16 protein-coding genes and 1 tRNA gene are annotated in these 21,994 nt (G+C 70.9%); 3 read left to right on the top strand and 14 right to left on the bottom strand.

Annotated elements, in window-relative coordinates:
• Positions 1–172: 172 nt before the first annotated feature.
• From treZ to glgX, 3 genes are read right to left on the bottom strand one after another with little or no spacing between them, the layout of a single operon-like run.
• The gene (gene treZ, locus ABD883_RS04985; RefSeq protein WP_345030371.1) at positions 173–2,575 is read right to left on the bottom strand and encodes a malto-oligosyltrehalose trehalohydrolase; all 2,403 of its coding nucleotides are present in this window, start codon (positions 2,573–2,575) and stop codon (positions 173–175) included.
• Between the two features lie 4 nt (positions 2,576–2,579).
• A complete protein-coding gene (locus tag ABD883_RS04980) occupies positions 2,580–5,504 on the bottom strand; it encodes an alpha-amylase family glycosyl hydrolase (RefSeq protein ID WP_345030369.1) in 2,925 nt (974 codons plus the stop codon).
• A gap of 37 nt (positions 5,505–5,541) precedes the next feature.
• Positions 5,542–7,818 carry a glycogen debranching protein GlgX gene (gene glgX / locus ABD883_RS04975; RefSeq protein ID WP_345030367.1) on the bottom strand — a complete coding sequence of 759 codons (2,277 nt, stop codon included), beginning with the start codon at positions 7,816–7,818 and terminating at the stop codon, positions 5,542–5,544.
• A 259-nt stretch (positions 7,819–8,077) separates the two neighbouring features.
• Between glgX and ABD883_RS04970 the strand changes: the two genes are divergently transcribed.
• Both ABD883_RS04970 and ABD883_RS04965 read left to right on the top strand, forming a co-directional pair.
• Positions 8,078–8,168: transfer RNA gene (locus ABD883_RS04970), tRNA-Ser, on the top strand.
• A 127-nt stretch (positions 8,169–8,295) separates the two neighbouring features.
• Positions 8,296–9,012 carry an NADPH-dependent F420 reductase gene (locus tag ABD883_RS04965; protein ID WP_345030365.1) on the top strand — a complete coding sequence of 239 codons (717 nt, stop codon included), beginning with the start codon at positions 8,296–8,298 and terminating at the stop codon, positions 9,010–9,012.
• Between the two features lie 25 nt (positions 9,013–9,037).
• Here ABD883_RS04965 and ABD883_RS04960 read toward each other — a convergent pair whose 3' ends face one another.
• The 10 genes from ABD883_RS04960 to ABD883_RS04915 all read right to left on the bottom strand — a co-directional run bounded on the left by ABD883_RS04960 (position 9,038) and on the right by ABD883_RS04915 (position 19,015).
• Positions 9,038–10,684, bottom strand: coding sequence for a sodium:solute symporter family protein (locus ABD883_RS04960; protein WP_345030362.1), 1,647 nt, complete (start codon positions 10,682–10,684; stop codon positions 9,038–9,040).
• Complete coding sequence (locus tag ABD883_RS04955; RefSeq protein ID WP_345030360.1) at positions 10,681–11,325, bottom strand: OsmC family protein; 645 nt, start codon at positions 11,323–11,325, stop codon at positions 10,681–10,683. The genes ABD883_RS04960 and ABD883_RS04955 overlap by 4 nt, the downstream gene beginning before the upstream one ends.
• A gap of 182 nt (positions 11,326–11,507) precedes the next feature.
• Positions 11,508–12,239: an HAD-IA family hydrolase gene (locus ABD883_RS04950; RefSeq protein ID WP_345030358.1), complete on the bottom strand. Its 732-nt coding sequence runs from the start codon at positions 12,237–12,239 to the stop codon at positions 11,508–11,510.
• Positions 12,240–12,275: 36 nt separating this feature from the next.
• Positions 12,276–12,437, bottom strand: coding sequence for a hypothetical protein (locus ABD883_RS04945; RefSeq protein WP_175406804.1), 162 nt, complete (start codon positions 12,435–12,437; stop codon positions 12,276–12,278).
• Between the two features lie 55 nt (positions 12,438–12,492).
• Positions 12,493–13,665, bottom strand: a complete 1,173-nt coding sequence (locus ABD883_RS04940) for an acyl-CoA dehydrogenase family protein (RefSeq protein ID WP_345030354.1) — start codon at positions 13,663–13,665, stop codon at positions 12,493–12,495.
• Positions 13,662–15,044 (bottom strand): beta-ketoacyl-[acyl-carrier-protein] synthase family protein, encoded by a 1,383-nt coding sequence (locus tag ABD883_RS04935; protein WP_345030352.1) that lies wholly within the window; start codon positions 15,042–15,044, stop codon positions 13,662–13,664. The genes ABD883_RS04940 and ABD883_RS04935 overlap by 4 nt, the downstream gene beginning before the upstream one ends.
• The gene (locus ABD883_RS04930) at positions 15,041–16,555 is read right to left on the bottom strand and encodes a class I adenylate-forming enzyme family protein (protein ID WP_345030350.1); all 1,515 of its coding nucleotides are present in this window, start codon (positions 16,553–16,555) and stop codon (positions 15,041–15,043) included. The genes ABD883_RS04935 and ABD883_RS04930 overlap by 4 nt, the downstream gene beginning before the upstream one ends.
• 51 nt (positions 16,556–16,606) lie before the next feature.
• The gene (locus ABD883_RS04925) at positions 16,607–17,677 is read right to left on the bottom strand and encodes an LCP family protein (RefSeq protein ID WP_345030347.1); all 1,071 of its coding nucleotides are present in this window, start codon (positions 17,675–17,677) and stop codon (positions 16,607–16,609) included.
• Between the two features lie 157 nt (positions 17,678–17,834).
• Positions 17,835–18,242 (bottom strand): four-helix bundle copper-binding protein, encoded by a 408-nt coding sequence (locus tag ABD883_RS04920; protein WP_247425573.1) that lies wholly within the window; start codon positions 18,240–18,242, stop codon positions 17,835–17,837.
• A 158-nt stretch (positions 18,243–18,400) separates the two neighbouring features.
• Positions 18,401–19,015: a PepSY domain-containing protein gene (locus tag ABD883_RS04915; RefSeq protein WP_345030344.1), complete on the bottom strand. Its 615-nt coding sequence runs from the start codon at positions 19,013–19,015 to the stop codon at positions 18,401–18,403.
• 257 nt (positions 19,016–19,272) lie between these two features.
• Here ABD883_RS04915 and ABD883_RS04910 point away from each other — a divergent pair, with 257 nt between their 5' ends.
• Positions 19,273–20,346, top strand: a complete 1,074-nt coding sequence (locus tag ABD883_RS04910) for an MBL fold metallo-hydrolase (protein WP_345030343.1) — start codon at positions 19,273–19,275, stop codon at positions 20,344–20,346.
• Between the two features lie 208 nt (positions 20,347–20,554).
• Here ABD883_RS04910 and ABD883_RS04905 read toward each other — a convergent pair whose 3' ends face one another.
• The gene (locus ABD883_RS04905) at positions 20,555–21,526 is read right to left on the bottom strand and encodes an NAD(P)H-dependent flavin oxidoreductase (protein WP_247425567.1); all 972 of its coding nucleotides are present in this window, start codon (positions 21,524–21,526) and stop codon (positions 20,555–20,557) included.
• Positions 21,527–21,994 lie beyond the last annotated feature (468 nt).

Raw genomic sequence — 21,994 nt, 5'->3', positions numbered from 1 at the left:
TATCGTGCCCCGAGCGCGCAATTGCGCGCCGGGTTCCGGATACTGCGCAGTTGGATGAAGCGGCGGATCGCCGCTTGCGCAGCGCCTCGCCGGTTCAGTGCACCGCAGGGTCGGCGCGTCGCAGGGTCGGCGCGTCGTGCTGGACATGTGCCGCCGGGGCAGCGCCGCGGGGTCAGCTCGCCGTGGTGAGCACGGCCGCGGACATCGGGGGTACGCGCACGGTGCCGGCGTCGGTCGAGGCGAAGAGCTCGCCATCGGCGCCGGTCGCGCCACCGGCGTCTCGTGAGGCATGCGAGTCCTCACCCGACCCGGCGCCGCGCTCGGCGAGGAACCCGGCGGTGTCGAGCAGGATCGTCCCAGCGGTCCCAGGCAGCTGCACCGAGGCCGCTGCGGTCCCGAGGTTCGCGACCACGTGGAGACCGCCGATCGTCATCGCGACCCACCGGTCACCGGCGCTCCCTCCGTCCGCGGCCGCGTCCACCGTGATGTCGGCGAAGGCGAGCTCGCGGAACTCGGGCCGCTCGGCGCGCAGCGCACCGAGAGCGCAGTAGAGCTCGAAGATCGCCCGCCGGGCTGCGGGCCCGGCCCCGAGAGCCGATCCCGTGCCCAGCCCGGAAGTGGCGAACCCGGCATCCGCGGCCCCGGCTCCGGCCGCCTCGGATCCAGGAACCCCGGCTCCGGCTTCCTCAGCCGAGTCATCTCCGCTCCCGCCCTCACCGAACTCCGTCCAGTCGAGGACGGAGCGGGTGAAGGTCTCCGGGTCCTGCGGGTCGGGCACCGCGGACTCGTCCCAGCCCATGCGCGCGAACTCGGACTTCCGGCCGTTCGACACCGCCTCGCCCAGCCAGTCCTCGCGGTGGTCGGTGAAGAACTGCCAGGGGGTCGAGGCCGCCCACTCCTCACCCATGAAGAGCATCGGGGTGTTCGGCGCGAGCATGAGGAGGACCGCCCCGACGGCCAGCGCATCGGTGCCGACGAGGTGCGACAGCCGCTCTCCGGCCGCCCGGTTGCCCACCTGGTCGTGGTTCTGGATGCAGACGATCAGCTGGCCCGGTGACACCCGGTCCCCGTTGATCGGCCGGCCGTGGGCGCGGCCGCGGAAGGTCGAGAGCGTCCCGTCGTGGAAGAAGCCGCTGCGGAGCACCTTCGGGAGCGCCTCGGGGTCCGCGAAGTCGGCATAGTAGCCCTCGGTCTCCCCGGTCAGTGCGACGTGCACGGCGTGGTGGAAGTCGTCGCTCCACTGGCCGGTGAGGCCGTCCCCGCCGTCGTCGCGAGCGGTGATGAGCCGGGGCGCGTTGAGATCGGATTCGGCGATGAGGTGGATCGGGTGGGTGCGTCCGAGCGTGCGGGCCAGCTCCTCCATGTGGACGGTCATGTCCTCGAGGATCGGCAGGGCGCGCGAGTCGAGAAGGGCGTGGACGGCGTCGAGCCGGAACGCGTCGACGCCGTAGTCGGCGGCGAACATCGCGAGGTCGTCGAGGATGAGCGCACGCACCTCGTCCGAGCCCGGGCCGTCGAGGTTGATCGAGTCGCCCCAGGGGTTCGCCGCCGCGGCGTGGAGGTAGGGCCCGAACATCCCCAGGTAGCTGCCCGAGGGCCCGAGGTGGTTGTACACGACGTCCTGGATCACGCCGATCCCGCGGGCGTGGGCGGCCTCGACGAAGCGCCGATACCCCTCCGGCCCGCCGCAGCTCTCCTGCACCGCGAACCAGCCCACCCCGTCGTACCCCCAGTTGTGGAGGCCGGCGAAGGTGTTGACCGGGAGCAGCTCGACCCAGCCGATGCCCAGGCGCACGAGGTGGTCGAGCTTCTCGATCGCCGCGTCGAAGGTGCCGGCGCTCGTGAAGGTGCCGATGTGGAGCTCGTAGACCGGGGAAGAGTCCCAGGCCCGGCCCGCCCAGCCGCCGTCCGAGGCGCGGTTCGCCGCAGGGGCGTCCGACGCCGAGGTGGGGGCCGGCTCGCCGTCGGCGCGGTCGGCCCAGCCGCCGTTCGGGCTGCTGCCCGCTGCCGAGGTGCTCCCCGGCTGTCCGAGGACCGGCACCGTGGCCGACGGGCCATGCGGCCCGTAGGGCTGCCGGCGGGAGCGCGGGTCCGGGCGCAGCGTCGGATCCTCGTCGAGGAGGTAGCCGTACTCGATGACGGGGGCCTCGGTGCCGCCGGCGGCGCCCGCGGCGTGGTCCGCGAGATCGCGGAGCACGGCGGTGAGCGCAGCGGAGGGAGCGGTGACGGCCCACCAGCCGGCGGGCGTGGCCTCCATCGCCTCGGTGTGGAAGCCGAGTGCGCTGAGCTCCTCGCCCTGAACGGGGGCCTCGCGGTACTGGGTGCGGGCGAAGTCGGTGCCGTAGGGCGCGTCCGCGAGGCGCCAGGCGAGGCGCACGGTTCCGGCAGCCGGGGCCCAGACGCGGAATACCGGGTCGCTGCCGGTGACCGGGTCGCTGCCGGTGACCGGGTTGATGCCGGTGCCGGAACCCGCATCGGAGCCCGGCCCGGCCTCGGGGCCGTTCACGAACCCGCGCGGGATGCTCGGGTAGTCGGGGAAATGGTAGGTGGCGTCGATGCCGGGGTATCGCGTCATGGGTCTACTCCACGCGTTCGAGGACGGCGACGGGCAGGCGGTCGAGGAGCTCGGCGACCTGCAGGCGGGTGCCGGTGTACTCGGCTCCGGTGAGCACGTCCCGCCAGCGGCAGGGCGCCTCGGGCGCGGGGGCCTCGCTGGACTCCGCAGAACCGGTGGTGCCGGCGGCGCTGGTCCCGGTGTCGTCCGCGGGGAGGCCGCCAGCGGAGCGGTCGGGGTCCGTCTCCGCGAGCACTTGGGCGAGGTAGGCGTCCTCCTCGAGCGGGCGGAGGTCCTCGGCGGCGACGGTGACCGCGGTGTCGGCCCACCCGCCGGCCGCTGCCAGGCCGATCGGCAGGCGGGTTCCGACGAGCAGCACGCGCCCGCCGAACAGCACGGCCAGCGCATGCTCCCATTGCGTGCCCGTCCGCCCCACCGGCACCGGCGGGCCGGTGAGCAGCGGGCTGTCGGGGACGAACACCTCGCGCAGGCGCGTGCGCAGGTGGAGCAGGCGGGAGGTGAGGAGGAGCTTGACCGCGCCGGAGTCCCAGGCCGCCTCATCGCTGAGATCGAGCCGGTCGATGCCGCCGAGGTGGCGGCCGCGCTCGCTGTAGTCCACCGGGCGCCGGTTGTCCGGGTCGACGAGCGAGCGGTCCCACAGCTCGGTGCCCTGGTAGACGTCGGGGACGCCGGGGGCGAGCAGCTGGAGCGCCTTGGCGACCAGTCCGTTCGAGTGCCCGGCTGCACGGATCCGGCCGTCCATGTCCTCGATGAGGGCGCGGAGCTCCGGATCCTGCTCGGTGGCCTCCATGGCGGCGCGCAGCTCGCCCTCGAACTCTTCGTGGTTGTCCGTCCACCAGGTGTAGAGGCTCTGCTCGCGGGCGGCCTTGAGCGCGTACTCGGTGAGCCGCTCCGGGGTGGCCGGCCAGGCACCGAGCACCGCCTGCCACAGGAGGATGTCGAACGAGGTGTCCGCCGCGAGCGGCGCCTTGGTGCGCTCGATGCTCGCGTTGACGCCGTACTGTGCTCCGGCGGTGACCATGAGGTCGGACTCGTCGGGCCGGTAGCGCACGGAGGTGCGCTGCCGGGCGGCGGCGAGGAACGCGAGGAACTCGCCGGGGAGCTCGGCGAGAGCGAGGATGCGGGCGCGTGTGTCCTCACTGCGCTTGGTGTCGTGCGTGCTCAGCGAGTTGAGGCCGTAGGGGGTGGTGCGCATGCGGCGCTCGAACTCCTGCCACAGCGCGGTCGGCTCGAACGGCTCCTCCGGCCGGCCGCCCACCTCGTTGAGCGCGGTGAGCGCGGCGTAGCGGTAGAAGGTCGTGTCCTCCACGCCCTTGGCCATGATCGCGCCGGTGGACTGGGCGAACCGGATGAAGGTGGGGTGGTTCGCGGTGGTGAGCACGACGCCGAGGTACGCGAGCAGCCGGTCCGAGGCGGTCGCGGAGCGGGCCGTCGAGCGGATCGCTGACAGCGCGCGCATGATGATCTGGCCGTCCTCGCTCAGCGGCGGCAGGTCCGCGGTATCGACGGTGTCGGACAGCTGGGCCAGGAAGTGCTCGCGGTCGGTGGGCGCCGGGCGGTAGACGCGGTAGACGGGCAGGGAGGCGGCGAGGATCCCGAACACGTCGGCGAGCTGCTCGATGTCGATGTCGAGCGGGTCGGCGCCGATCACGGCGCGGGAGCGGGCATCGCAGTGGAACCAGCCGATCGCCTTGAGCTCGCGGGCCAGACGGAGCATCTCCCCGGACAGCGGGCCGAAAGCGAAGTGCGTCTTGGCGGCCTGCTCGATCTGGGTGAAGAGGCCGTGCACGGAGGTGGGGTGGCGCTGCAGGTGGCGGCCGGCGGCTGCGAGGTCCGCCGGCTCCTCGGCGGCGTCCGCCCCCTCGCCCGCTTCACCGGGCAGCGGACCGCCGGCGAAGAGCTGCTGGCGGGCGGCTTCGAGGTGGAAGAACCCGGCACGGTCGGTGAGCGCACCGTCGATGTAGGCGATGAGCTCGTAGCCGGTGGTGCCGCGGGCGCCGGCCTCGGCCCAGCCGGCCGGCAGCAGCTCGCGGGCACCGCGGGACTCGAGGGCGAGGATCTTCTCCGTCACGATGTAGGCCCCGGTGAGGTGGGTGAGCCGGGCGAGGTACTCCTCGGGCCGGGCGAGCCCGTCGATGTGGTCGATGCGCAGCCCGTCGACCAGGCCCGCGGTGAACCAGGAGGCGATCTCACGGTGAGTGGCTGCGAACACGGCGGGGTCCTCGACGCGGATCCCGGCGAGGGTCTTGATCGAGAAGAAGCGGCGGTAGTTGAGCCCCCAGTCCTCGTGCTTCCAGTGGACGAGCCGGTAGTTCTGCACCGCGTGGAGCTCCTGCGGGGTCATCCCGTCCTGCAGGCTGCCCGGGGCCACCGGGTAGAGGTTGTCGTAGTAGGCCAGCACGGGGCTGCCCTCGTGCTCGCGGATCTCGAGCTTCCCGAGGTCCTCGGGGGCACCGAGCTCGGCGAGGACGAGCTTGCCGGTGGCCGGGCGGGTCCAGCCGTCGGCGGGGCGGAACGGCGCGGTGTCGTCCGCGCCGGCCGCCCAGTCGACGTCGAACCACTGGGCGTACCGGGATGCCTCGCCGAAGGTCAGCAGATCCCACCAATACCGGTTGTGCACGGGTGTGGCGACGCCCATGTGGTTGGGGACGATGTCGACGAGCACCCCCATGCCGGCGGCGTGAGCGGCGCGGGAGAGCGCCTCGAGCCCGGCCCGCCCGCCGCGTGCCTCGTCGACCCGGGTGGGGTCGACCATGTCGTAGCCGTGGGTCGACCCGGGTTCGGCGGCGAGGACGGGGGAGAGGTACACCCAGTCGATGCCGAGGCCGGCGAGGTAGGGGATCTGTTCGGCGGCATCGAACAGGGTGAAGTCGGAGGTGAGCTGGAACCGGTAGGTGGACGCGGGGACGGGGGTGGGGCGCTGACTCAATCTCACTCCTGCTCGGTCGGGTGGGCTCGGGCGGCGCTCAGATCTCTTCGTAGCCGGGACGGACCTTCTCGCCGGCCTGGCCCGGGACGCCGAGGTCCTCGACCTGCCGGGTGCCGGTGCGGCTCGACGGCTCGTCACCGGCGGCCTGACCGGCGGCGCTGCGCGAGGCGAGGGAGGCCTCGACGGTCATCGCGGTCTCCTCCTGCGTGCTCGCCTCCTTGAGGATGAGCATGGACTTGCCGCACAGGGTGATCTTCTCCCCGGCGGTGAACACGTCCTCTTCGGTGAATTCGCCGGCGGTGTCGAGCTGGACCTCCCAGCCGGGGGCGAAGTCCTCGCCGGGGAACACGAAGTCGACGTCCTCGAGGGAGGCGTTGTAGAAGACGAGGAAGTCCTCGTCGCGGATCGGGCGACCGCGCTTGTCCATGCCCTGGATGCCGCTGCCGTTGAGGTAGACGCCGACGGCGTGGGCGAAGGAGGTGTGCCAGTCGGTGACGATCATCTCCTCGCCGTCGGTGTTGAGCCACACGAGGTCCGGCAGGGGCTGGTCGACGTCGGAGCGCACGACCTGCCCGTCGAAGAACCGGGAGCGGCGGAACGTCGGGTGGTGCTCGCGGATCTCGAACACGCGGGCGGTGAATTCGATGAGCGGCTGGTCGGCGTTCTCCCAGTCGATCCAGGCGAGCTCGGAGTCCTGGCAGTAGGCGTTGTTGTTGCCGTTCTGGGTGCGGCCGAGCTCGTCGCCGTGGCTGAGCATCGGCACGCCCTGGCTCAGCGCGAGGGTGGCGATGAAGTTGCGCTGCTGGCGGGCGCGCAGGGCGAGGACCTGCGGGTCGTCGGTCTCGCCCTCGGCGCCGTGGTTCCACGAGCGGTTGTGGGATTCGCCGTCGCGGTTGTCCTCGCCGTTGGCCTCGTTGTGCTTCTCGTTGTAGGACACGAGGTCGGCCAGGGTGAAGCCGTCGTGGGCGGTGACGAAGTTGACCGAGGCGAAGGGGCGCCGGCCGGAGTTCGCATAGAGGTCCGCGGAGCCGGAGATGCGCGAGGCGAACTCGCCCACCGTGGAGTGCTCGCCGCGCCAGAAGTCGCGGATGACATCGCGGTACTTGCCGTTCCACTCCGACCACAGCGGCGGGAAGTTGCCCACCTGGTAGCCGCCGGGGCCGATGTCCCAGGGCTCGGCGATGAGCTTGACCTGGCTCACCACGGGATCCTGCTGGATGATCTCGAAGAATGTCGAGAGCCGGTCGACGTCGTAGAACTCGCGGGCCAGGGCGGCGGCGAGGTCGAAGCGGAAGCCGTCGACGTGCATCTCCGTGACCCAGTAGCGCAGGGAGTCCATGAGGAGCTGGAGGGAGTGCGGCATCCGGACGTTGAGGGTGTTGCCGGTGCCCGTGTAGTCCATGTAGTGCTTGCGGTCGTCCTCGACGAGACGGTAGTAATGTGTGTTGTCGATGCCGCGCAGGGAGATCGTCGGGCCCATGTGGTTGCCCTCGGCGGTGTGGTTGTAGACCACGTCGAGGATGACCTCGATGTCCGCGTGGTGGAGGGCGCGGACCATCTCCTTGAACTCCTGCACTTGCTGGCCGGACTGGCCGGAGGCGGAGTACTCGTTGTGCGGGGCGAGGAAGCCGATAGTGTTGTAACCCCAGTAGTTGCGCAGGCCCTCCTCCTCGAGGCGCTGGTCCTGCACGAACTGGTGGACGGGCATGAGCTCGAGGGCGGTGACGCCGAGCTTCTTGAGGTGCTTGATGACGCTCGGGTGGGCGACGCCGGCGTAGGTGCCGCGCAGCTCCGAGGGGATGTCGGGATGCATCTGGGTGAGGCCCTTGAGGTGCGCCTCGTAGATCACCGACTGGTAGTACGGGTGGTTGGGATGCTGGTCGCCGCGCCAGTCGAAGTAGGGGTTGATGACGACGCCGAGCATCATCGAGTCCGCGGAGTCGTCCTCGTTGTAACCGGTGCCGTCGCCGCCCATCGGGTAGGAGAACATCGCCTGGCCCCACTCGATCTGCCCGGAGACCGCCTTGGCGTAGGGGTCGAGGAGGAGCTTGTTGGGGTTGCAGCGCAGGCCGTTGTCGGGGTCGTAGGGACCGTGGACGCGGTAGCCGTAGAGCTGTCCGGGCTCGACCTGCGGGAGGTAGCAGTGCCAGACGTAGGCGTCCTTCTCCGTGAGCTCGATGCGGTCCTCGTTGCCCCACTGGTCGAAGAGGCAGAGCTCGACCTTCTCCGCGGGCTCGGAGAAGATCGCGAAGTTCGTTCCGGTACCGTCGTAGGTCGCACCGAGAGGGTAGGGCGTTCCTGGCCACACTTGCATTGAGGATGTCTCCTGACAGGCTCGGTTTCACGGGACCGATGGGTCCGCCTCCTAGCCTACCGACTGGCGGGGACACGATCTCACCGGTCCCGAGGTGCGGGCGCGCGGGCGGGACCCGATCCGGATCGGGTGGACAGTTATAGGACACCTGGGTGTCGCAGCGGGGACATCGCGGAGCCTCGGCGGAGGGTGCGGATATGACAGAATATGGGATGCACCGCCAGGCAAAACGGGTCTCCCGGCCGGCCTCGCGGTGCGAGGTGAGTTGACAGAGCGGCCGAATGTGACGGTCTTGAAAACCGTTGAAGGGCAACCCCCTTCCCAGGGTTCGAATCCCTGACTCACCGCCATGGCGCGGTTCCTCCGTCGCCGAGGTGCCGGGCACCTCCCGGCGGAAGACGCCACCTGTGCCGTCCCCGGCCGGGCACGGATCCCAGCCGGACCCTGTCGGCAGTGCTGACTGAAGAAGGAGACCCCATGACCGTTCTCGGAATCATCGGCAGCGGAGCCATCGGCACCGCGATCGCACGGCTCGCGGTCGCCGCGGGGATCGACGTCGTGCTGAGCAATTCGCGCGGCCCGGAGACGCTTGACGAGCTCATTGCGGAACTCGGCGACGGCGCCTCGGCGGGCACGCCGGCAGAGGCGGCGGCCGCCGGAGACATCGTCGTCGTCTCCGTGCCGCTCACCGCCGTCGACGACCTGCCGGTCGATGCGCTCGCCGGGAAGACCGTGCTCGACACGACGAACTACTACCCGTTCAGGGACGGTCGCATCTCGGTGCTCGACGACGAGGAGGTCACCGAGGGCGAATACGTCCAGGCGCGCCTCGGGACCGCCCGCGTCGTCAAGGCTTTCAGCAGCATCCTCGCGCACCACATCCCGCAGCTCGCCCGGCCGGCCGGTGCGTCCGATCGGACGGCTCTGCCGATCGCCGGGGACGATCCGGCGGCGAAGGAACAGGCCGCCGCCCTCATCGAGCAGATCGGCTTCGACGTCGTCGATGCCGGTCCTCTGTCGGAGGCATGGCGTTTCGAACCGGAATCCACCGCGTACACCCGCCTCTACCTCGCGGACCCCGATACCCCGGGCGAGCGCATGCTCGAGGCCCTTGCCGGGCCGGTTCCGGCCGCCGAGCTCAGCGCCGCGCTCGCGGCCGTGCACCGCGTGCGGGTCGCCGACCGCGAGTTCTAGCGGCGGCTGGCAGCCGAGGCCGTCGTCACCCACCCGTCGGCGCGCTGTGCGTCTCGGCCGGATCCGCGGCTTCCGCCTTCTCACCTCGGCCCGGTGCGGCGACCGTGAGGGAGACCGTGGCGGCGAACAGCGCCACGACGACGATGAACAGGGCCATCCCGATGAGACCGTGCCCGGCGAGCCACGGCCAAACGAACACTGAGAGTGTCAGCATCACCGCGGCGAGCAGGAGGAAGGCCTGTCCGCGCTGCCTGCGCCGCCCGACCGGCACCGTGCCCCAGCGACGGTGGATGAGGGTGACGACGGTGAGGCCGGTGAGGTTCGCGATCATGCCGACCCACACCGGGTGGATGCCGAGGAAGAAGGCCGTCGGATCGAAGTCGGAGAGCGTGTACCAGGTGAGCCCGGAGCCGAATCCGGCCAGCAGCGCGGTGAGCACGGCCGACCGCGTGGCGAGCGGCCAGAAGAACGCGGCGAGCACCGGGGCGAAGGTCGCGCCGTTGCGCAGGGTCCACGCCATGACGTTCCACCACGCGGATTGCTCGGACCGCAGCAGGGCGAACATCACCATGACGATGGTGAGCCCCACGAGAGCCCAGCGGGTGTAGCGGACGAGCTGGGCCTCCGTGGCGCGCGGGTTGAGTGCCGAACCCAGGTCCCGGCCCAGCGAGGTGGCGCCGGAGAACTGGCACGGTCCGGCCCAGCCCAGGGCGCAGGCCCAGAGTCCGACGAAGAACAGTCCGGCCGCCCACGCCGGGAGCACGCCGACGATGTACTCGGGGATGGCCACGAGCGGCAGTGCGGCATCCGGCACGATCGCCGCCGCGGCGACACCGAGGAACACCCCGAGCAGGATGAGCGGGACGCCGATGATCGCGGCCCGATAGAGGCCCTTCTGGCCGTTCTCCGGGCTGCTGGCCGACATCGACATCTGGAAAGCGGCCTGGGCGAGCGGAACGTTGATGACGAAGGTGCCGAACCATGCGGCGATGAGCGAGACGCCGGCGCTCGAGAGATCGAACATCTCGGGATTGCCGGTCCGGAAGTCCGCGATTCCGCCGAACCCGGGGGAGACCGTGATCGCCCACACGCCGACGGCGAACATCAGGGAGATCATGATGACGTTCATCGTCTGGCTGAAGGCCACCGAGTGCATGCCTCCGGAGGAGAGGAACGCGAGGAGGACGGCGGCGGTCACCGCGATCGACAGCGGCAGCGTCAGGCCCGTCACCATGTGCAGCGCGGAGGCGAAGGCGATCGTGGTGGCGACGGAGTACATCGGGAAGGTCAGGCCGGTGATGATCGAGCTGATGGCCTTCGCCGCCCGTCCGAACCGGTCACCGATGATGCCGGTCACCGTCACCACGAGCTTCTCGCGCAGCGGCTTGACCAGGAGCAGGGCGATGAGGAGCACCTGCACGGTCTCCGCGACGCCGTACCAGACGGCGGACACACCGGTCCGGTAGCTGAGCTCGACGATCGCGATGAAGGACGAGCCGGAGAACAGGCCGGTGATGCAGAAGGCCACGGTCCACGGGCTGAAGGTGCGTCCCCCGACGAAGAATCCGGCTCGACCCGTCTCCCGGCGGCGCAGCGCGACCCGGCCGCCCACCACGAGCCAGAGGGTGTAGGCCGAGGCGAGTCCGATCGTCCACAGTCCGACGGCGGTCATGCGCGTGCGCCCGTCTCCTCGGCGCCGACGGCGGGTGCGGGTGCATCCGCGTTCTCGAACGTGATGACGGGTTCGGTGAAGTCCTCGGACGGCGAGGTGTAGCCGAGTGCGGTGTTGCACGCGGCTTCAGCGGCGCCGTCCTCGACCCCGGCGGCGAACGACCACGCGACGGTGAGGTCGATGCGGGCATCGCGGAGGAGGTTCACCGCGGGGCAGGAGTGCTCGACCGCGGTGGCGAAGTCCCGGAGCACCTGCTCGTCGGTCTCCGGGGTCCCCACGCACACCTGCAGGCGGTAGCTGTGGAAGTACGGCTGGACGTCGGCGGTGCCGGCGAGCCCGCGCTGGTCCTGGCGGGCGAGCGAGTACGTGGAGATGCCCGTGAGCGCGAGGCCGCGGCGGCCGGCCACCTGGTCGATGACGACGGTGATGCAGGCACCGACTGATCCGGCGAGGTACTCCATGGGAGTGGGGCCTTCGTCACGGCCGCCGATCCTCTCCGGCTCGTCCACCGTGAAGGTGAAGTCCCGCGCCTCGACGCGCGTCTGCTGCTGACCCGTCCAGGTCCCGGCGGCGCGCAGGGTCTTGGACTGGGCGTCATCGGGGGACTCGGTGAAGCGGGGATGCTCGGGGGCACGGCTCATGGCGGATCACGCTCCGGTCGTCGGATGATGGAGTCCGCATCACGGCCGGAAGGTTCGACAGCGGATGCGAACCGGCCATCCGATACCGTGGCGGACCACCTCAGTAGGCCGCAGAACCTCCGGCTCGGTCAATCCGCGGGTGTCGAATAACGTCATGATCTGTCATATGACAGATCGTGGTGTCAGTTCTCCCTCCCCAACGCTCTCTCCACGTCCCGGGCGAAGTCCATGAGTGACGGGTACTCGGCGGCGATGTCCACGGATGCCTGCGGATCCGGTGTCGCGCCCCAACCGGGCCGGTCGTGACGACGGTTGATCCACACGCCGGGCAGCCCGAACTGCTGCGCCGGCACGTGGTCGTGGAACAGCGACTGGGCCACGTGCAGGAGGCGTCCGGACCACCCCCGTTCCGCGGCCCTCCGCTCCAGCGCCTCGAAGTTCGCCGGATTCGGCTTGTAGGAGCCGATGTCCTGAGCGGTGAGGATCTCGTCGAACTCCACACCCAGCCGTTCGTTCGATGCCGCGAAACCGGCGCGGTGCACATTGGAGAGGATGACGAGCGCGTAGTGATCCTTGAGGATCGCCAACGCCTCGGCGGAGTCGTCGAAAGCGGGCCAATCGGGCACCGAGTCGCCCAGAGTATCGGCCTCGATGTCGGTCACCGGCAGGCCGAGGGCCTCGCCGGTGCGCCGGAACGCCTCTCGCAGCGCATCCGGGTACAGGATCCCCGGGGTCTCGCGGAGCACCGCGGCCTCGTTCTCCGAGTACGCCACGAGCACGCCTTCGTCCGACATCTCCGGTCGGTGCCGCCGGGCCCACGGGCCGATCACGGCAGCGATGCCGGCCTCCCAGTCGATGAGCGTGCCGTAGCAGTCGAAGCTCAGGGCGTCGTATCCGGTCGGATCGAGTGACATGGGGTCCTCCTCGACGAGGTGCGGGTGGGGCTCATCCTACGCCGCCCCGGACCCGGTTCGGCCGGATCGCATCCCGTTCATCGCCTGGAGGAGCAGGATGACTCCGAGCCCGATCATCGGAAAGGTCCACGACCGCGACACCTCGAGGCCGAAGCCGAACGCGAGCGGCCCGAGAGCGGCCAGTGCGATGCCGACCATCGAGGTCTCGTTCGAATCGAGCGGAGTCCGGTGAGCGCAGCCGCGATCGGGAGCCTCAATCGTCCAACAGCGCGGCGGCGAACATCGGGCGGGCGGCATCCGGGCTCGCCGGGTGGAACAGCCCGGCCAGCGCGTCGCGGTAGAGCCGGCCCAGCTCGTGGCTGTTGTCGAAGCCGGCCCCGCCGGAGCAGTGGAGCGCGGACTCGGTCGCGCGCCTGGCCGCCTCGCCGGCCTTGATCCGGGCCGACACGAGCCGACGCGGCCAGCCGGCCCCGTGGTCGACGAGCTCGTCGAGATCCCGCGTGTACGCCTCGAGCTGCGCGGCCACCGGCATGAGGTCGAGCGCGGCATCGGCCAGCCGGTCGCGGAACTGCGGGATCTCGGCGAAGGTCGTGCCGTGCTTGGCCGAGGACTTCTTCCGCAGCGACTCCGCCGCCACCTCGAGCGCGCGGGCGGCGAGCCCGGCGTACACCGAGGCGATGAGGAGCTGGAAGTTCGCGGTGATCCCGAAGGTCAGCAGGTCCGGGTGCGGCCCGGCCGGGATCCGCCTGGCCACCTTCTCCGGCCGCATCCGCACGTTGTCCAGGGTCGTCGAGCGGCTCTGCGTGGCCCGCATCCCCATGACGTCCCAGTTCTCCGACACGGAGATCCCGTCCGCGCTGCGCTCGAGGAACCCGTACACGAGCGTCGGCTCCTCCGGGTCCGAGGAGTCGAGCCCGTGGACGAGCAGCCGAGTCCACACCGGGGACATCGAGGTGAAGATCTTCTTCCCGGTCATCCGGTACCCGCCGTCGTCCTCGGGCACCGCGGACGAGTTCGAGCCCTGGAGCACCCAGTCGTTGCCGGCCTCGCTGATCCCGAACGCGAACACCTCACCGGCCATGACCTCGTCGAACACGAAGTCGAGGGACCGGTCGCCGCGCTCGTGCATCGCCCGGATCGTGCCGGTGCACACGAGGTGCATGTTGATGCCCAGCGCGGTCGCCGGAGCCGCGGTCGCGAGCCGCTGCTGGAGGCGGGAGACCTCGTTGACGCTCAGCCCCGGCCCGCCGAACTCCTCCGGCGCGAACAGGGAGAGGTACCCGGCCTTCCGCAGCTCCTCGAGGTCCTCGGAGAAGAACGCGTTCTCCCGGTCGTAGCGCGCCGCCCGCCCCCGGATCCGCTCGAGCAGCTCGGCGGGCAGGTAGCGGTCGGCGAGCTCGGCGTGGCGGGTCTCACGGTCGGTCATGGGGTCTCCTTCTCGGGCAGGTGGTCTGGTCGGGATCGTCGGGCGCGGGCCCCTGGGGTGCTGCCGGGCCACTCCGGCCGGCGCAGCAGCACGGCGGCGTTGTGCCCGCCGAACCCGAACGAGTTCGACAGCACGGCGGATACCTCGGCCTTTCGGGCGGCACCGCTCACGATGTCGTGGTCGGGGAATGCGGGCTCGTCGAGGTTGAGCGTGGGCGGGATGAGGCCGGTGCCGAGTGTGCGCACGGCGAGGATCGCCTCGGTCACCCCGCCGCAGCCCAGCAGGTGGCCGGTGCTCGACTTCGTCGCGGTGATCGGCACCCGCCGGGCCCGCGCGCCGAGCACCGCGTCGATCGCCCGGATCTCCGCGGCATCGCCCTGCGGGGTGCCGGTGCCGTGGGCATTGATGTGGTCGACCGCCTCGGGGCCGAGGCCGGCGTCGGCCAGGCAGTCGCGCATCGCCTGCGCGGCACCCCGCCCCTCCGGGTGCGGGGCGGTCGGATGGTGGGCGTCGCTCGCCGCACCGGCCCCGGCGAGCTCGGCGAGCACCTCCGCGCCGCGAGCCCGGGCGGCGTCCGCGGATTCGAGGAGGATCGCCGAGGCGCCCGCCGCCATGACGAACCCTGTCCGACCCGCGTCGAAGGGCCGGCTCGCCGCGCTCGGCTCGTCCTCGTACCCGGCGGCGAGCGCGCGCATGTTGATGTTCGAGGCGAGGTTGACCGGGTTGAGGCAGTCCTCCATCCCGACGACGAGCACTGCATCGGCGTAGCCGTGGCGGATCCTCCGCAGCGCCTCGCCGAGCCCCACTGCACCGCTCGCGCAGGTCGCGTTGACGCCCTGCGCCGGGCCGGTCGCGGCATAGCGCTGGCTCAGGAGGGCCGCGGCGGCATCCGGGGCGCCGTAGATCGCCAGGGTCAGCGGCACGCCGCGCGGACCGTCGGCGAGGAGTGCGCGAGTGGCGTCCTGCATCGCCGCGACCGGCCCGGAGCCGGAGGCGGCGATGATGCCGAACCGGTGGGCGTCCCAGGGCAGTGCGACGACCGGCGCCTGCGGACTCGCGGTGGTGCCGGTCGCCGACGTTCCGCCCTCGAGCAGGCCCGCCTGCCGCAGCGCCTCGTCGGCGGCGGCGATCGCCCAGGCCTGGACGGCGCTGAGCCGCCGGGCCAGGGACTTCGGGACCACGGCCGTGGGATCGAATCCGCGCACCTGCGCCCCGATCCGCACCGGGAGGTCCGCGAACTCCTCCCCGTCGAGCACGTCGATGGCGCTGCGACCGGCGACCACAGCATCCCAGGTCTCCCGGACGCTGAGTCCGCTCGGGGTGATCGCCCCCATCCCGGTGACGACGACGCCCCGGCGCTCCACTCCGCCCCGGCTCACAGGCGCGTCACCCCGGTCCCGGCGGCCAGCACGAGCTCCGTCGTCTCGCCGCGGCGGATCTTGCCGCCGACGGTGCGCGGCAGCTGCGGCACCGAGTACCAGCGGCCCGGGACGAACTGCGGGGCCAGATGCGCCCGCGCGTGGGCGAGGAGCTGCGCCTTGGGCGGTGCCCCGCCCTCGATGACGAGTGCGACCACGGTTCCGAGCTGCGCGCTCGGGACACCGACAGCGCACACCTCGCCGAGGCCCTCCACGGTCTCGAAGGCGCGCTCCACCTCGGGCAGGGAGACCTTGTGCCCACCGGTGACGACGATGTCCCCGGCCCGCCCGCTCAGGCTCAGCCGGCCGTCGACCATCCGACCCTGGTCGGCCACCGTGGCGAACCCATCGGGACCGACCAGGCGTGCGGTGCTCGTCGCGCCGACGTAACCGTCGGAGCAGGCGGCCGCGTGCACCCACACGGTGCCGACCTCGCCGGCGGGCACCTCGGCCCCGGCGTCGTCGCGGATGCTCACGGTGATGCCCTCGTAGATGCTGATGAGCGTGCCGTCGCCGGCGCGGCTGTCGCCGATGAAGCCGATCTCCGCGGCCCCGTAGTAGCTGATGAGGCGAGCGGCCGGCAGCGCGGCGGCGAAGCCCTCGCGGATCCGCGCAGACAGGTTCGCCCCTCCGGTGACGACGAGCTCGAGGCCGGTGAACCGCTCCGGGTCGCGGCGCGCGGCATCGGTGAGACCCTGGACGACCGCGGGCACCGCGACGACCCGGGTGATCGACTCCGCGGCGACGCGCCGCCCGGCGTCGATCGCATCGAAGCGGTCCGCGACGTGGCAGCTCCCGCCCGAGGCCAGGCATTCGATGAGGGCGTAGAGGGTGAGGCTGTAGGACATCGGGCCGGGCGCCAGCGTGGCGACGCCGGGGCAGGGCTCGAGGTGCGCGCTCGAGACCGCGTAGTTGTCGCGGTACTGGCGCCGGGTCTTGAGAAAGGCCTTGGGGTTGTCGGTGGTGCCGGAGGAGAAGAGGAGGAGGAACGCCTCGGCGCCGTCGCGCACCCCGGGCCGCTCGGTGGGGTGGGACCGGGCCTCGCGCTCGCGGAGTCGGTCGAGGGGGATCACGGTGCCGGTCCAGCCGGCGGCGGCGAGCGCCTCGGCGAGCTCTGCGGAGTCGCTGACGACGACGCCGATCCCGGTGGTCGTGATGACGCGCACCTGGTGGGCGAGCGGCCAGCGCGGGTCGATCGTGGCCGACACGGCGCGGTGCAGTCCGAGGCCGGCGATGATCCGGGCGGTGTGCAAGGCCGAGGTCAGGCTCACCGCGGTGATCGGGATGCCGTGGGTCTCCGGGACGGGCTCAGGCGGACTGACCTGCTCAGCGTGGAGCCCGGACACCGCGGCGAACAGGCGCGCGGAGTCGGTGACGAGCTCGGCGTACGTCAGGCGTTCATCCGACCCGACGACGGCGGGCCGGGCGGGATGGTCTGCGGCGACGTCGAGGACCGTCCGGGTGAAGGGCACGCACCACCTCCGGCTGGGGACTGGGACGAGTCCGAGTATAGGACCGCGCTCCTACAGGTGCTGAGTCTCCGCCTGTGCCGCGTAATCGCCGACGGTGTCCTCGGCGAACGCCGTGCGGACCTTCTCGAGCTCATCCTCGTCGACGCTGAGGTAGGACTGCCCGTCCGAGGAGGTCCCCAGGCCGCCGATGGGTGCGGAGAAGAACTCGATGTCGTCCTGGCGGACGTCGCGCAGCTGGTAGGCGAGCGAACCGATGGTCCCCGAGCTCAGACCGGAGTCGACCGTCATGTACGGCGAGAAGTCACGCACGATCCCGGAGATCCGGGTCGGGTCGCTCAGCGTGTCGCGGCTGATGAGCTCATTCATCACACCGGACAGGAACGCCTGCTGGTTCCGGTTGCGCTGGAGGTCGCCGTCGCCGAAGTTCTTGCGGGCCCGCACGAAGGCGAGCGCCTGCTCGCCGTCGAGGGTGTTCGTGCCTTCCTGGAAGGAGTGGCCGCCGGACTCGAAGGATTGCTCGGATTCGACCTCGACTTCGCCGAGGGAATCGGTGAGCGCCTGGAACCCTTCGAAATCGATGATCGCGACGTGGTGGATCGGGGCGCCGATGAAGTCGCTCACCGTGGAGGTGGCCAGGGGCAGTCCGCCGAAGGACATCGCGGCGTTGATCTTCGCCTGACCGTGGCCCTCGATGTCGACCCAGATGTCGCGGGGGATCGACATGATCTGGACACCGGAGCGATCCTCGGGCACGTGCATGACCATGATCGTGTCGCTGCGGAATCCGCGCGAGTTCTCGTAGTCGACATCCTCGTCGCGCGCGTCGGAGCCGAGCAGCAGGACATTCATGCCCTCGCCCGAGGTCTCCGGCCGCGCCCCGCCGAAAGCCTCCTCGTCGGTGACCTCCTGCTTCCCGGAGTCGTAGAGGTTCGCGATGTAGAAGCCGTACGCCCCCAGGCCGAGCACAGCGAGGAGGACGAGGATCAGTGCACCGACGAGGACGCGCCGTCCGGTCTTCTTCTTCCGCGGACGCCGACGCCCGGGGGCGGATTCGGACGGAGCGCCCGGGTCATCCTCGTAGAAGAGGCGGTCGAAGTCCGAGGTGCTGCGCGGGTCGGTCACGGGTCTCCCTGGGGGCGGTGGCGAGTGCTTGTCCACATTCTAGACATCCGGGCCGGAAGGATCCTCGGGGGGACACACAGAACCCCCGCGGCCCGAGCACAGGAATCGGGACGAGAGGGTCGGTGCGGAGCGGCTCGGGTACCGGCTGGTCAGCGCCTCAGCTCAGCACGTCGAGGAGTGCGGCGCAGGCCTTCTCGCAGCGGCGGCATGCCTCGGCGCACACCCGGCAGTGCGCGTGCATCTCCGCGTGCTGCTCGCAGTCCTCCGCGCAGGCCCTGCACGCCGCCCGGCAGGCCTCGAGCAGAGCGCGCGTCACAGCGTCATCGACCGCGGTCCGGCGGGTGAGGACGGCGCCGGTGGCGGCGCAGATGTCCGCACAGTTCTGGTCGGTGGTGATGCAGCGGCGCATCTCGGCGACCATGTCCTCGGCCAGGCAGGCATCAGCGCACGCGGTGCACGTCTGCGCGCAGGCGAAGCATGCGGCGATGCACTCGGCGAGGACTGTGCGGTCGACTCCGGTGGAGTCGTTCGGGTGGGTCTCCAGCATGGTGGTCACATCGGACATCGTGGATCTCCTTCCGGTCCCGGCGGGCCGGCGGTCGCCGGTCCCCGTAACCGACAGTACTCCTCCGCCGGGACACGGAGAACCCCCTCGAGCCGACAAGTGTCCTTGCGGTTCGAGGGAGTCGATGCGCTGCTGCGGCCGGGAATGCTCCGAGCGGGTCAGCGGCTGTCCTCGGTGACCTCGCCGGTGGAGGGATCGACGAGGTAGTCCATCCGCTCGCCCTGCAGGGAGATCTCGTAGCGGACCTCGCCGTTCTCCGTATCGAGCTCGGCGTCGTCGAGGTCGCCCTGGTGCGCTTCGCCCACGGCGTTGATGGCCTCGAGCAGGGAGATGTCGGCCGCGCCGAGCTCCTCCGTGTCCTCGGTGTCCGCTGAATCCTCCTCGGTCGCTTCGATCGAGGAGCCGTCGGCGGAGACCGAGTACTCGAACTTCGTCTCCCCGTCGAGCGTCGTGACCTCCCACGTGCCGTTGTCGTCGGAATCGATCGACATGGCAGTGCCGCCCTCGCCCTCGGCGGTGGCGATCGCGGTCTCGACGACATCGATGTTGCCGATGCCCTGTCCGGAGCCCTCGGTCTCGCCGCCGGAATCCTCGGTCGAGGTGGTCGGCCGCTGGTCCGGAGCATCACTCGTCGGCGCATCGACATTCGGGTCGCCGGTCTGGCCCTCGACGTCGTCCGGGGTGTCGGTCCCGCCGCATCCCGAGAGGACGAGGCCGAACCCCAGGGCGGAGGCGGCGATGGTGAGTGCGGGTCGCTTGAGCGTGCGCTTCATGACAAGGCTCCTTTTCGATCTGCGGATGTCCTGGGAACGCCTGCGGGACGTCCGGTATTCCCCGGTGGGGACCGATGAGGTGCCGATGGCGGCCCGGGTGCGGCCGGGCGCCGAGTCCGTCGCGGGGCCGGTGCCGCAGTGCAGGAGACGCGGCCAGCACACCCTGCACCGGGGCCGAAGTGCTAATGTGACGAACGATTGTTCAATGGCTTCAAAGAGCCGGTTGTCACGACCGGCGGAGACGAAAGGCGCGATCGATGAAGATCGAATCCCTCAGCACCGAGCAGCGGCAGGCCTGGCAGGATCGGGTGCTGCCCCCGGTCCAGGAGGTGTCCGAGGGTGTCTGGGCGATCCCCGTGCCGATCCCGAACAACCCGCTCGTCTACACCTACTGCTACGCGATCGCCGAGGACCGCGGAGTCGCGCTCATCGATCCGGGCTGGGACGGCAAGGAGCAGCTCGCGGCGCTCAGCGAGGGCCTCGCACAGGCGGGCTTCACGCTCACCGACATCACCGGGGTCGCGATCTCCCACTACCACCGCGATCACCTCGGCCTCGTGCCCGCGCTGTTCGCGCAGAACCCGGACATGTGGCTCGCCCTCCACTCCCACGACATCGCCACCCTCGACACCTTCCGGCGACGGGAGAAGGGGGCGGTCACCGGCGCCCACGGCAAGGCCTCGATCGCGGAGATCTACGGGGTCCCCGAGGAGCGTCACGGGGAGATCTCCCACCTCGAGGGGCGCCGTCGCGCGGACGCCTTCAAGGTGCCGGACTGGCCGCAGCAGATCATCGTGCTCGGCGACCACGACGAGCTGCCGATCTCCGGGCGCACGGTGCATTCGATGTGGACCCCGGGCCACACCTATGGCCACTCCGCGTTCCACGACGCCGGCGCCGGGATGTTCTTCTCCGGCGACCACGTGCTGCCGACGATCACCCCGAACATCGGCCTCGACGCGCCCTCGATCACCCACAGCCTCGCCGACTACCTCGAGTCCCTGCGCCGCATGTCCGGGCTCGACGAGGCCGTCACCGTGCTGCCCGCCCACGGGTTCCGGTTCCGTGGCCTGCAGGTCCGGGCCGAGGAGATCGCCCTCCACCACGACGAGCGCCTCGCGGAGATCCGCGTGCGATGGGAGGAGAACGAGGACCACTCCGTGTACTCGATCGCGCAGGGCCTCCACTGGGCGCGCGGCTTTGAGGGGCTGAAGAACTTCAACCTGTTCGCCGCGCTCGCCGAGACCGCCGCGCACATGTACTACCTGGGCCTGCCCGTCGGCCCCGACGCAGCCCCCGAGCCCGACCCCGAGGTGGGCCTGCACGGCTGAGTCGCAGGCGCCCCGGGAGGGGCCGACGGCTCCGCCGAGGTGCGCCGACCAGGCAGGGTGCGGGTGCCTCGGGAGAGGTGCGGAACGCCTCGGGTGAGCTGCGGAACGCGTCGAGGGGCGGCTCTCCGATCGTGGAGAGCCGCCCCTCGGCGTGCGTCCGGGTGGCGGTGCGGGACGCCCACCCTGGTGGCGTGCACCCGGGTGGGTGTCAGCGGACCATGTCGGCGAGGCGGCCGGTGATGATCTGCTCAGCGTCCCTGATGATGCGGGTGATGAGCTCGTCGCAGGTGGGGACGTCGGTGATGAGGCCCTGGACCATGCCCACGGTCCACTGGCCGGCTTCGATGTCGCCGTCCTCGAACACCTTGCGCCCGCGCGCGCCGGCGACGAGGTGCTGGACGTCCTTGAACTCGCCGCCCTTGGCGAGGATGTCGACGGCCTCGGTGGACACGGCGTTCTTGCGCACGCGCACGGTGTTGCGCAGGGGTCGGAAGTTGAGGATCGTGTCGAGCTCGGAGCCCTCGACGATGGCCTGCTTGACGTTGTCGTGGACCGGGGCCTCCTGGGTGGCGAGGAAGCGCGAGCCCATGTTGATGCCGTCGGCGCCGAGCGCCAGGGCTGCGGCCATGCCGCGGCCGTCGCCGAACCCGCCGGAGGCGATGAAGGGGATGGAGAGCTTGTCGGCGGCGGCCGGGAGCAGGATGAGGCCGGGGATGTCGTCCTCGCCGGGGTGGCCGGCGCACTCGAAGCCGTCGATGCTCACCGCGTCGACGCCGACGCGCTCGGCCTTGAGGGCGTGGCGCACGGCGGTGCACTTGTGGACGACCTTGACGCCGTGCTCCTTGAACAGCGGCATGAAGGGCTCGGGGTTGGCCCCGGCGGTCTCGATGACGGTGATGCCCTCCTCGACGGCGACCTTGACGTACTCGTCGTAGGGGACCGGGTTGATCGTGGGGAGGATGGTGAGGTTGACGCCGAAGGGCTTGGCGGTGAGCTCGCGGGTGCGGCGGATCTCGGCGCGGAGGTCCTCCGGGGTGGGCTGGGTCAGCGCGGTGAGGATGCCGAGGCCGCCGGCCTCGGACACGGCTGCGGCGAGCGGGGCCTTGCCGACCCACTGCATGCCGCCCTGGACGATCGGGTGCTCGATGCCGAGCAGTTCGGTGAAGCGGGTTGTGATCACGGGATTCTCCTTCGACGTGCCGTGTGGACGGAAGCGCGGTGCAGATGCGCGGTGCGAGCTGCGTGATGCGCCTCTCCGGGAATTTCACCGAACCGAACGAACGAACGGACAGTGTTGAATACCGACGGTACGGTCCGCGTGCCGACTTTTCAAGGCTGGGCGTGTGCTGGTGAGATCGGCGGCGGGGCTTGCGTGGCTGGTGGGCCCGTGGGAGTGCCGGGTGGCCGGCTGGTGCGCCACGGGAGTGGCCGGGCGGCCGGGCGGTCGTGCGCCGGAGGCGTTGCCGGGTGCTCGTGCGTCGCGGGAGTGGCCTGCGAGTGGCTAGGTGGGTGGGGTTCGCGGTGCGGACCGGAGCCGGCGCGCCGCTCGGCGGTCACTTCAGTGCGATTACTCCTGAGTATCCGCACTGAATTGCACCTGGAAGCGTCCGGACCGCACTGAACTGCCCTCGGAACACCCGGGCCGCAC

It is taken from the genome of Brevibacterium pityocampae, from assembly GCF_039541555.1.
Taxonomy (GTDB): Bacteria; Actinomycetota; Actinomycetes; order Actinomycetales; family Brevibacteriaceae; genus Brevibacterium; species Brevibacterium pityocampae.
The sequence above is the reverse complement of the archived record's forward strand: the minus strand, read 5'-3'. Positions and strand labels throughout refer to the sequence as shown.

Bases quoted from the DNA above. Each gene is read 5' to 3' on its own strand.
- ABD883_RS04955 (WP_345030360.1), bottom strand. From the start codon at position 11,325: ATGAGCCGTGCCCCCGAGCATCCCCGCTTCACCGAGTCCCCCGATGAC.
- ABD883_RS04940 (WP_345030354.1), bottom strand. From the start codon at position 13,665: ATGACCGACCGTGAGACCCGCCACGCCGAGCTCGCCGACCGCTACCTG.
- ABD883_RS04920 (WP_247425573.1), bottom strand. From the start codon at position 18,242: ATGTCCGATGTGACCACCATGCTGGAGACCCACCCGAACGACTCCACC.
- ABD883_RS04945 (WP_175406804.1), bottom strand. From the start codon at position 12,437: ATGGTCGGCATCGCACTGGCCGCTCTCGGGCCGCTCGCGTTCGGCTTC.
- ABD883_RS04965 (WP_345030365.1), top strand. From the start codon at position 8,296: ATGACCGTTCTCGGAATCATCGGCAGCGGAGCCATCGGCACCGCGATC.
- treZ (WP_345030371.1), bottom strand. From the start codon at position 2,575: ATGACGCGATACCCCGGCATCGACGCCACCTACCATTTCCCCGACTAC.
- ABD883_RS04910 (WP_345030343.1), top strand. From the start codon at position 19,273: ATGAAGATCGAATCCCTCAGCACCGAGCAGCGGCAGGCCTGGCAGGAT.
- ABD883_RS04950 (WP_345030358.1), bottom strand. From the start codon at position 12,239: ATGTCACTCGATCCGACCGGATACGACGCCCTGAGCTTCGACTGCTAC.
- ABD883_RS04915 (WP_345030344.1), bottom strand. From the start codon at position 19,015: ATGAAGCGCACGCTCAAGCGACCCGCACTCACCATCGCCGCCTCCGCC.
- ABD883_RS04960 (WP_345030362.1), bottom strand. From the start codon at position 10,684: ATGACCGCCGTCGGACTGTGGACGATCGGACTCGCCTCGGCCTACACC.
- glgX (WP_345030367.1), bottom strand. From the start codon at position 7,818: ATGCAAGTGTGGCCAGGAACGCCCTACCCTCTCGGTGCGACCTACGAC.